This window comes from Lachnospira multipara LB2003 (assembly GCF_000702205.1).
In the GTDB taxonomy this organism is placed as follows: Bacteria; Bacillota; Clostridia; order Lachnospirales; family Lachnospiraceae; genus Lachnospira; species Lachnospira multipara_A.
Genome location: NZ_JNKW01000001.1, coordinates 82,119 through 93,802, shown reverse-complemented (window position 1 = coordinate 93,802; position 11,684 = coordinate 82,119). Strand labels below are relative to the sequence as shown.

Here is an 11,684-nt window from a genome sequence, read left to right as displayed (position 1 = left end):
AGCTCCTTTCTTAAATATACGGCAAATGTTTTTTTGTTGACACTATGTCAATCACAATTTGAATATACAACTTAATTGACATCATGTCAACTGTTTTCTTGAAAAATTTTTTTCTAAATCACCTTTGGTATTTCCTCTTCTCCTTTCGACTAAAAAAATAGAGGTAAGCTAAAATTAACTTACCTCTGGTTTTCCAGTCAGCACTGTAGTTAGCTATCTTCTATTGATGAAAATGTTAACATACCTGTGTTGTTAGGACAATTATATAAAATTTATTGTTTATTATAGCTTTTGCTTATCACTAACTATCTTAAGCTATCTATAATCTGACTAGTTGTCATCTCTAATTCTTTTAGAAGTTCCTCTGGATTATAACGATCATAGAATTCCTTTTTTAATCCATAATTCTTAACCTTCATATCACTAGTTCCATAATATGATGCTATCTTTTGGCCAAAGCCGCCTTCTATAATACCATCTTCTAATGTAATAACGAGTGAATGTTCCTTTTTAAGTTCTTCTAACATCTCCTCATCAAGTCCAGAAGCAAAGCGAGGATTTATAAGTGTTGGTGTATAACCAAACTTTGCATTAATTTCCTTTGCTAATTCTTCACCACGTTGATAGAAATCTCCAAGGGCAATAATAGCAGTCTTTTCACCCTTTTGTTCCATCTTAAACTTATTAATATCTGAAAAATCTACATCTGCACTTCGATGACTAACTTCATTACCTGGAATAAGAATCATTACAGGATGTTGTCTCTGGTTTGTTGACCATTCTAGCATATTCAAATATTCTTCTGCCGATGTTGGTGCAAGTACCACAAGATTTGGAATGTTAGTAAATACAGAAAGTCCAAAAATTCCTAAATGAGTCACATCTGTTAGTCCGTCAAATGAAGAATAATTCATTACCATTGTTACAGGGTTATTATTAATACATAAATCCTGTGAAATCTGATCATATGATCTTTGAATGAATGTCATATTTGTAACTAATAATGGCTTTGCTCCATTTTTTGCAGCGCCAGATGCAATTGCAACAGCTGCTTCTTCAGCAATTCCAACATCTAGGTATTGATCTTTAAGTTCTAATCTTTGCTCTCTAGATAAACCAATTGCTCCAGGCATGGCAGGTGTTATAACAAAGAAGTCCTTATCTTTCTTAGCTTTATCCATAATGAAATCAACTGTCATTTCTGTATAAGACTCAACATTTCCAAAGTCAATTGTAGGCTTTCCTGTCTCTCTATCAAATGGCATAGTCCAATGCCAATTTTCCTTATTTTTTTCAGCAAGTTCATATCCCTTACCTTTTTGAGTATGAATATGTACTACAATAGGATGCTTGCAATCCTTAACCTTTTTAAAGACTTCAATCATCTTTGAGATGTCATTTCCATCTTCTTCATAAATGTAGTCAAGTCCATAAGCTTTAAAAATGTTATTGCTAGACTTTCCATTTGAAATACGGAGTTCTTTAAGATTTTCATACATTCCACCATGATTTTCTGCAATAGCCATCTCATTATCATTAACAACAATAATAAAATTAGAATCCATCTCTCCAGCAACATTAAGAGCTTCCATAGCCTCTCCACCTGAAAGAGAACCATCACCAATAATTGCGATTACATTTTCATTATCATGCTTTAAATCACGAGCTTTTGCTAAACCTAGGGCAAGAGCTATTGAAGTTGATGTATGACCTACATTAAAGAAGTCATGTTCACTTTCTTCTGGATTAGTATAGCCTGAATCTTCAAGAAAATATTCATCATCAATATATCCATTTCTACGTCCTGTTAGCATCTTATGAGGATAACTCTGATGGGAAACATCAAATACAAACTTATCCTTTGGGGAATTAAAAACATAATGCATTGCAATTGTTGCTTCTACCATACCAAAGTTTGGGCCAAAGTGACCTCCTATCTTAGTAAGTCTATTAAAAAGTGCTTCACGCATTTCATTGGCTAATAATTTTAATTCATCCTGTGAAAGTTTCTTAACGTCATCAGGACCATCTATTTTCTTTAATAATTCGTACATTTTCTCTTTTCTCCTTATATTTATCAGCTGATAAAATCATAATAACACCTAGAGTTAACTCTAAGTCAAATATAATTTATATTTTTCTAAAAAAAACGACACAAAATAAATTTTTGTGTCGTCTTTCCTTTAATATTCATCCAAAAAATTATGGCGAATACCATTGTTGTACATGTATCTGTAAAATGATTAGTACGTTGATCTATTTATAATCATCTAAATTGAACCATTGCTCCTCTGGATCAGTGCTTGTAATAGCTGGTGTAACTTTCATCATACTTTTATCATCATTAAATTTTATAGTATAAGTTATATATTTATCATCAGTTAATTTTATTTTAATTTTATCCTTACTTATAACTTTATATTCAAATGTTCCTAATGAACTATTATATATTGAATAAACTGTTTCCAAACGATATTCTACTTTATCATCTGAAAAATCTAATACTTTCTTAACCAAACTATCATCTATATCCATCCAATCTCTTAACAATTGTTTTTTTAAGCTTGCTTTCCCAATTTCATTTATTGAAAAGAATGTAATAACAGATAATAAAGCAATCCCAATTATAACAAATATTGCAATCTTAGTTTTCTTATTAATTTTTTTCTTATTATTGGTTATTACTGTTTCTGCACTATTTTTTTCTTGAGAAGCATATATCACAGCGTGTTCTTCTTGTTCTTTTATGACTATTCCACATTTAGGACATGTAACACTATCATCTGGAATAACCTCTCCACATTTAGAACAAAATTTCATAACTATTCACTCCTTAATAATCAAAATCATACACTGTTACTTTACAATCAACTATATTAAAATTTTGGTCTACTGACATAGTGAAAGTTGATGCTTCATTTGGTGCTAATCCTTCAGCCCCTACAGCATATGTCCAATCTGTGTCAATAACATTTCCCTTAGAATCTTTAAATGCTCCTTTAATTTCTATGAATTTATATGTTTTTTTACCGGTATTTTTTATTGTACCCGTGCATTTAGTATAAAGACTATTAGAAGTAACTTTAACATTTTCTATTTTTAAACCTGATGATTCAGATGTACTACTACCAGATCTTGATGAATCGCTAGAACCATTAGATGAATCTTTAAGTGAAGTTATCCATGAACCACCTTTTTTATATAAATAACCACCATATTGTATATCTCCTGTATTCGTTACAATTATGGTATCATCGTCTATAATAATTGTACCTTTATTTGGATTCCAAGCATCGATAGTATATCTTTTATCATAACTTTTTCCTGAACTATCAAACTGTCGTACTGTTACCGTATCCTCATGTATACTCATAATATATTGCGGATTGTAATTTGTATACACTGTATAGATACCAGTAACTTCATTTTTCATCTTTTCCGCTGACGCAAACATAATTCTACTTGACATAATATTAGCATAGATAATACTGCCAACTAATAAAACAAGCATAGCTACACCTATAATAGTTATTAATAATTTCTTTCTTGTTTCTACTTTTTTCTTTTCAGCATTATTTTGAGCTGCTACTCTTTCAATTTCTTTACGTTTTTCCACAGCTTTATTATAAGTATTTATTAAGTAAGACTTATTATCATCGTCTGTATAATAAAAAGCATCTTTCTTTGTACAACAACAATTAGAACAAATCGCTTCTGATTTATTAAATCTACCACATCCACATATCCATCCTTCTTCACATTCAATTGCTTTATACTTAAATTCACCACCAAATCTATCCTTTAAGGCTATAGATATTTCTCGCTCATCACTTAATACATCATATTGTTCTAGTTCATATTCTTTATAATTTTCACCCTCATATGTTAAGACTCTACCATCAGAAAAACATACTTGAGATTCAGTAAGCTCTAATTTTCTTACTTCGGTACTAGGTAAAGTTGCTTTTAAATTAGTTACAACTGTATTCCTTTCAACACAAATATCCTGAATGATTAAATAAAAGCTTTCCTTACCGTTAATTTTTACTAAATCACCAAATATGTTGTATGCCTTAGCATCAAATTTAATAGCAGTAATTGTTCCATATCCAAGATTTTCAAAACCTATAGACACTAACGATTGTCCGTTATCCAAATAGATTTGATTAGTAATATTAATAACATGAGCATTAATATCAAAAGTTTTTTTTACTGACCTCATACATTAACAACCTCCTTTGTTATTATTTATTTGTTTATTAATCAAATACTTATAATAATATTTTGAAAATTAATAATAATCGTCAATAAAAAAGCTCCATCATTTAAGATAAAACATCTTCATGTAATAAACGTCATCTTTTACGAGTTCTTAAGCTTAACTTTACATCTGAATGTTTTGGTTCCATGTATATATTAATATTATATAAAATATATTATCGAATGTCCATTTGCCTTTTGATAACTCTAATTCACAATAATCATCCTTCATATGTCATTTCTTAGTTAACAAGAAAGATAAAAAGACTTCTGGCTCTATTGATATGATATGTACCCAGAAGTCTCTTTTACAATTTTTCTAAAATTTCAATTGCCTCATATACATTAGAAAAAGTAACACATTTTCTTTGTAACCACTCATTTCTTAAATCATTATCATCCAAACAAGGCATACCATCATATAATAAGTTCTTCATAATACTCTTAGCATTTTTTATAGCTCTTGGATAATTCTTTGCAATATTTGCTGTTATTTCTTTATTACCTTTAACATACAAATGCTCTTCCTTTTTTAAATCTTGTATCATCTTATTCTTTTCTTCTACCGTCTTTAATGATGGTGTGCATTTTTTAAAATGTAACATAAGCCAATACTCAATGCATCCTGAGGTCATCAATAATCTAACACATATATCCTTATCTGATCGTAGTTTACGTAACTTTTTGATTATCCTATATCTCTCATTTAATTTATCAATATCTTTTGTTTCAACATCATAAAAAAACCAAACCTCATCTATAACATCTTTATAATCACGATACTGCGGATCCTTATTAAATCTGTCTTCAGCTCTTTCAAATAAACCCGTTTCTTTAGGATAATTAATCACTGCAACATTTCTAAATTCTTTCTTTAAAAACTCAGTATATGCCTGTTCGCTCTCACCTTCACAAAATACCCTTATTATTCTTTTACCGTCTCCACGACTTCCTACATTTCTTCTAGCCACTACTCAACCTCCTCAATTTCAAGATTTGGAGTAGCACCATATTTTCCAACCAAATATCCTTTCAAGATATTATCAGAGGTTTTTGTTGTAAAATCAGTTACACTATAAAGCTCTGAAGCTCCATCTTCCATGTTCTTATCTGCAAAGTATATCTGATCTTTTCTCATATACTCTAACTTCATAAGGTCTATATTATGTGTTGTGAAAATAATTTGTGCACCCTTTGGATTACTCTTTTTACTCATAAATTTCGCAATAATAAAATTCACCAACATAGGGTGCAATTCTCTTTCAATTTCATCCACAAGTAAAATTCCACCTTTTCGAAGCACTGACTCTATTGCTGGCGCAATCGACATAAGTTTTCTTGTACCATCTGACTCATCCTCTAGTTCTAAATTATACAAACTTGTCTGACCATCTGAATTGATACCTCTATGCTTTGCGTTAGCTTTAACTCTACTCATTTTTAGTTTTCCTTCTGAGTTATTAGAAGTTTCAGATAATAGCTGAATAAAAGACGTAATTGCATTTTTCATATCCTCTGAAATATCACTCGGTAATTCAAGGTCATCACCAACTTCTTTATTTTCAATTTCAAAACTCATCTCTTCAATACCAAAATCTGCATTTTTGGCATAATCAGAAATTGCTTTAAGCATATTACTGTCATCATAATATTCTAATAATTGTCGTGGAATATCATCATAAGCTCTTGAAAATATAATATCTTCTCTAAACCATCGCATTGCATTAATACAAGCCTCATCATTTAATGTACAAGCATTTGAAAAAAATAATTGATTCTCAGCAACTGTCTGACTTATTAGTTTTCTTTTTGCCTTGTCCTCTGTAAATTTAAATTCCTGCCCTTTTCTTTCAAAAACTAGAGCTCTTTGACCCTTAGGCGCATGAAATAAAGACTCTCTAACAATTTTTTCTCTTGTTGCAGCAAAAGAATACCAATATTTAATTCCATTAGAAATATAATCGAACTCAAATTCTGTCGGTTCATTAGATGAATAATCATTTAATGAAAATGGTACAACTGGCACTAACGCCTTCTCATGCTGTAATCTTTGAGCATTTTTTATAAATTCTACTCCTAACCAAAACGCTCTAATAACGTTACTTTTACCACCACCATTCTTACCGAAAATAGCAACTCCAGGTAACAAATTCATATCATTATATTCAATCAAACTATTCTTAAGAGATGAAAGACCAACTGCTTCCATAGAAAGAGTAGCCTCATCTCTAAAAGATCTATAATTTTTAAATCTAAACTCAACTAACATATTTTCAACCTCCACCTTAATTATATTTCTTATATTGCATAAATTCAATCCAAATTATTATTTTTTTTGATTTTTTTGCTTCAATTTCATAAAAGCATGTTATAGAGTTTTTGTTTTACATCTTTAAAGCAAAAAAGTCCTATGATTTTTTTCAAAAAAATCATAGGACTTAGTCCATTATTAACTTGATTTGAATATATCAATCGTTATAAGATGAATAAATCACTTTGATTTTGTAAATGAAAGTGTTTTTCCATTTGATTTAACAATAATATCGCCATCTTCATCTGTGCGATATACTTTAACTTTAGCTTGATCTAATAAGTCTAGAGTTTCTCGATGTGGATGACCATATATATTTCCTTTGCCACACGAAATAACAGCATAATCCGGTTTTAATGCTCTAATAAATCTATACAAATCCATATTTTGCCATGAACCATGATGTGGCATTTTAATCAAATCAATTTTAAAATCATCATTATACTTTTCAGCAATTCTCTTCTGAGCTTCATACTCAATATCTCCTGTAAAAAGAAAACGTGTTTCCCCATAGGTTACTAATAGAACTAACGAATCGTTTTCCTGACTTGATGAATTATCAACGACCTCTACTTTAGCACTTCCTAATGAATAAGTATCACCAACTTTTGGTACTGTTATTTTAGAATTATTAATCAATAACTGTTTTTCAACATTTCGAAACACTTCTGAAGTACCATCGTCATCATTACTTAAAGCAATTCCAATAGAAGATGCATATGTAAGAGTTTTTACCAATCCTCCAATATGATCCTGATGTAAATGAGACATAACTAATATATCAAGTTTTTGAATGCCATTCTCTTCTAATACCTGATATACCTTTTCACCGCCCTGTTTATCACCAGCATCTATCAACATATATTTGCCATCACATTCAATTAATGCTGCATCTCCTTGTCCAACATCAATAAACTGGATACTAAATGTTGAACCTCCGCTATTTCTAGAACATGCATTTAAACCAATTATTGCAATAATGCAACAAATACATACAATAACAAGTTTCTTCATTCTTATTCAAACTCCACTTTTTTACCATTCCAATTATTTTTAATAGACTTTACCTTATAATCCATGCTATAAGTTTTATCATATGCATCCTTATAAGTTATGGTTATATTAATATTGGAATCCTTAGTCCATTTGTACTTATTCCATTTTTTACTTGTTATTTTCACAGTAAAATCGTTAATTGAACTGCTGCCTTTTCTCTTTACTTCTGAAATCTTATAATCATCAATAACAGTTGTTTTATCACCATCTGTTATTGCAATATTAATCTCAGATTCTTTTGTAAGCAAAATTGCTGGTATATCAATTTCATCGCTCTTAAGTGTTGCACCAACATTAACACTATTATCAGAAAAAGAATAAGCATTATTAATAGGAGATACGCAAAATATACCATTTGTAGATGACTGTAATAAAGCATCTATATCATCTTTTTCCGTTTGACTTATACCCTTTTTCTCAGCAAGAGCAAAGAGCAACTCAGAATTTAAAACTAATGGTTCATATAATTCAGGTAATTCTGTTTTTCTAGCATTTTTTAGTTCTTTATTATACTTTTTAATTCGTTCTTTCTCATCTTTATATTCTTGTTTCTTTTTCTTTTTTTCATCGGCTGACATTTTACTGTAATCAGGTTCATCAATCTTCTCTTCTTGAACGGCATTTACATACTTATCATTTATACTTCTTTGCTCAGATAATAAAACACTTACATTTTCATATATTATTTTATAAGCCTTATCTAAATAGTCAGAATTTTGATTACTCTTAGTATATAAATCTAAATAAACTTGAGCAGCAAAATAGCGAGTTGACCAATCTTTTGTTTCTGTATTAGCAATTATGGAATCTGCAAATCTACCAACATGGTCTATATACTCATCTCCACTATATACACTTTGTGCAGCTACAATAGCTTTAGGTAAAATTTGAACATAATTGGCATCTTTTCGATATATTCCAGTATATAATTTATCATACCTACTAACACACTCTAAACATTCCGAATACTTATCCGTTTCAAAAAAAGTCTAGAAAAAGATTAGATTTCCGGTTTTGAAAAAGTTCAATATTTTTACAACTAATCCAAATCAAACAAAAAAGCCCCAAAAAGGCAACAAATTCTTGCCTTTTCAGGGTTTTGAAAAATTAAATTTGCCCATATGTGTAAAATAAGGATGAAAAAGATGAAAAACACAGAAGAAATCTTGAGATTCGTTGCCCTACAGGGGAATTTTTCCTTCATATAGGCAACTCCTGAATTTTCATATAGGCAACCATGAATCTTCATATGGGCAACCCTGAATCTCTACAATCTCTTTTACTTGATCATTTATCTTTTCCTCTCTTATTTTCAATATGTTTTCTTGCTCTCTGTTTTGACCTTGAAGTCTTTATAGAAAAATGAGAATTTATTCCACGCTTGTCCCTATGAATTATTCTAATTGCAACTATAGGTTCAATCATAAATACTATCAATAAAACAATAACTACAAGCCAAACGATAACAAGGTTATATGCTAAACTAAAAGATTCAAATGTCTTTAAGTTAACGAATAAATAAAATCCCAAAACTCCAGCCATTGAAGCAACTCCTACAAGTGCAGTGTTAACTTTAGCGTCCATATGATATCCGTATGTACCTTTTTTAATTTTCCTTTCAAGTGACCAGATTTTAATTACTCTTAAAATAACGCACAACACCACAATATCCACACACGCAACAATACTATTAAGAGCACAATATACGCTTATAACAGTAGGAAATATAAAAGAAAATAACAATTCTTCTTTAAAAACAAATAACATTTTAATGTGTCGATATTCAGCATCCTTCTCAAGAGAGGCAATAAGCAAAAGAATAAAACTCATTATGGTGACTATCAAAAAAGACCATAACACAAATTTCCAATATACTATATTATTTTGATTTTCCATAAGCATTACAGGACATAAACCACATACAAATATTATCGGCGAGCAAAATGCGTGTTTTATCTTTATTTCCGGCATTTTTCTAAGTACTTCAAAAATATCTGTAGCTTTCTTTCCCTTATTTAAAATCCACTTCATTCCAATCTCCTATTTTGTCTTATAATAATAAACCCCGGAACGGAGTTATCCAACCTGTTTAACAAATTTGAATTCATGTCTTAAGTTCGTACAAGCGATATATCTTTCGATACAGCTTGCCTGTAAACAACAGCTTGAAAAAAATCCTTTCGATTGGTGTAAGCTCTTTGACCAGCGCAGCGGGAGTAAAGCTGTGCTCTTTTACAAATCTAATCCGAAGGCCATCAATGATGCTCCCAATATCATCTATCCCATACAGCTTAGTAACGCCAACATCGTTGACGGGATTCTTATATTTCGATGCTTTAACGCCGAATTCGGTATAAACATCCATCAGAATATGAAGTTCCCGATACTTTTTATCCAGCGCTTGAAATAATCCTCGCACCTGGCTATTGGTCAGATACATGCTCAGTCCCTCAAGGACAACGATAGCTGTATTACAATCCGGGAGCAATCCAATCTGTTCAGGTCTGGACGCATCCAAAGCTACCATATGGTAGGTTTCATTTTCTTGAAAATACTTCTTGCGAATCTCTATGACATCCGGAAGATCACAGTCCACCCATTCAGAACAGGAAGTTTTTATCCTCTTATGCCTGCTGTCAAGTCCGCAGCCAATATGAATCACCAACGCATCGCGACTCCGCTTAAGCATACTGTCTGTCCAGTCGTCGAATACACGAGCTCTCATTGCCATATTGTAAGCAAGCCATTTTGACCTGGACTTACCGCGAATCGGGAAGGCTTCTTCTTTCCATATTCTCTCAGCTGATGGGTCGTTTATGATAATCCCCTGTTGACTCACCTTTGATTTTCCATACAGCGGAATATACAGTGTTTTATTCACTTCATTCATGTAGTCCCTCTCCTCTGTAAATCTCGATTTGTTAATTTCACTTTTATTAATAGTACATAATCATGTTGAATGTCAAATAAAATTAACCCGCAATGAGTGCAAAATATAAGACTCACTAGGTTCATTTCTTGAGCTTCTAGGTTGCTGGCCGAATTGCCCTGATTCATTTGCTGGCCGGATTGCCCAAATCAAGAAAAAAGTCTGGAAAAAGATTAGATTTCCAGTTTTGGAAAAGTTCAATATTTTTACAACTAATCCAAATCACACAAAAAGCTGTCTAAAAGGCAACAAATTCTTGCCTTTTCGGGGTTTTGAAAAAATAAAATTGCCCATATGAGTAAAATAATGGTCAAAAAGATAAAAAGCACAGAAGAAATCTTGAAATTTGTTGCCCTACAGGAGAAATTTTCCTTCATATGGGCAACCATGAATCTCTGGTTTTGATATACAAATTCTTCGATAATAGTTTTTCTATGCACTGTATCATCTAATTTATATAATTCTATATAAACCTCTTTAGTATTTTTGAGGTTAGTTCTCAATACATCTTCATTTCCTTAAAAGCCAATTTTTTCATCTTTAATAAATCTCCTGACCAAGCTACAAGTTCCTAATATCTCAAATAAAATAATTATCGGAATTACTGCATAGAATATTATCCAATCGACTTGGCTATCTCCTATACTTTTTGTAATTATTCCGTAATGGATAATTCTTCGCATAGCTACTATAGGTAATATGTAAATAAAAAAAGCAACTATTAACGCATATATTATCAATTTAATATTTTTTATTTTCTTTTGATTACAATATAGTATGCCCGTAATGACAAATACCAAAAAGAAAACTATAGCTGATAACATAGGAATATTTTTTGATAAATATCCTCCAAATCTATAAATACATATTTCCGCACATAACGCTGATACACCGAACATATCCATCATATACTCTGAATATTCCTTTTTATCTTCGGATCCTTTTTTTAAGTATTTAATTGTTAAGATTAACATTGCAACAGTTGCTACAACTGATACAATGATAAAGGTATTAACTAAATCTCTATTTTGTTCTATTATTCCGAAACTAATTGAACCTGTCAAAAGCATATGTACGAACCAAATAAAACCCATTGTTTTAAGATATACTTTCTGCACGCAATTCTCC

General features: G+C 30.9%; 10 protein-coding genes. All 10 read right to left on the bottom strand.

Annotation, left to right across the window (positions count from 1 at the left end):
* Positions 1-305: 305 nt before the first annotated feature.
* Positions 306-2,054, bottom strand: a complete 1,749-nt coding sequence (locus T537_RS0100475) for a 1-deoxy-D-xylulose-5-phosphate synthase (protein WP_031555495.1) — start codon at positions 2,052-2,054, stop codon at positions 306-308.
* Between the two features lie 202 nt (positions 2,055-2,256).
* Positions 2,257-2,820, bottom strand: a complete 564-nt coding sequence (locus T537_RS0100470; protein WP_031555494.1) for a zinc ribbon domain-containing protein — start codon at positions 2,818-2,820, stop codon at positions 2,257-2,259.
* A gap of 13 nt (positions 2,821-2,833) precedes the next feature.
* Positions 2,834-4,222: an FxLYD domain-containing protein gene (locus T537_RS0100465; protein WP_031555491.1), complete on the bottom strand. Its 1,389-nt coding sequence runs from the start codon at positions 4,220-4,222 to the stop codon at positions 2,834-2,836.
* 346 nt (positions 4,223-4,568) lie between these two features.
* Positions 4,569-5,231: an RloB domain-containing protein gene (locus T537_RS0100460; protein ID WP_242839141.1), complete on the bottom strand. Its 663-nt coding sequence runs from the start codon at positions 5,229-5,231 to the stop codon at positions 4,569-4,571.
* Positions 5,231-6,529, bottom strand: coding sequence for an AAA family ATPase (locus tag T537_RS0100455; RefSeq protein ID WP_027438090.1), 1,299 nt, complete (start codon positions 6,527-6,529; stop codon positions 5,231-5,233). Before T537_RS0100455 ends, T537_RS0100460 begins: the two co-directional genes overlap by 1 nt.
* 222 nt (positions 6,530-6,751) lie before the next feature.
* Positions 6,752-7,585, bottom strand: coding sequence for a ComEC/Rec2 family competence protein (locus T537_RS0100450; RefSeq protein WP_031555483.1), 834 nt, complete (start codon positions 7,583-7,585; stop codon positions 6,752-6,754).
* A gap of 2 nt (positions 7,586-7,587) precedes the next feature.
* A complete protein-coding gene (locus tag T537_RS0100445; RefSeq protein WP_027438092.1) occupies positions 7,588-8,205 on the bottom strand; it encodes a hypothetical protein in 618 nt (205 codons plus the stop codon).
* A 709-nt stretch (positions 8,206-8,914) separates the two neighbouring features.
* Positions 8,915-9,658 carry a hypothetical protein gene (locus tag T537_RS0100435; RefSeq protein ID WP_031555480.1) on the bottom strand — a complete coding sequence of 248 codons (744 nt, stop codon included), beginning with the start codon at positions 9,656-9,658 and terminating at the stop codon, positions 8,915-8,917.
* A 73-nt stretch (positions 9,659-9,731) separates the two neighbouring features.
* Positions 9,732-10,517: a class I SAM-dependent methyltransferase gene (locus tag T537_RS0100430; RefSeq protein ID WP_031555477.1), complete on the bottom strand. Its 786-nt coding sequence runs from the start codon at positions 10,515-10,517 to the stop codon at positions 9,732-9,734.
* A gap of 557 nt (positions 10,518-11,074) precedes the next feature.
* Positions 11,075-11,674 carry a hypothetical protein gene (locus T537_RS0100425; RefSeq protein ID WP_027438095.1) on the bottom strand — a complete coding sequence of 200 codons (600 nt, stop codon included), beginning with the start codon at positions 11,672-11,674 and terminating at the stop codon, positions 11,075-11,077.
* Positions 11,675-11,684 lie beyond the last annotated feature (10 nt).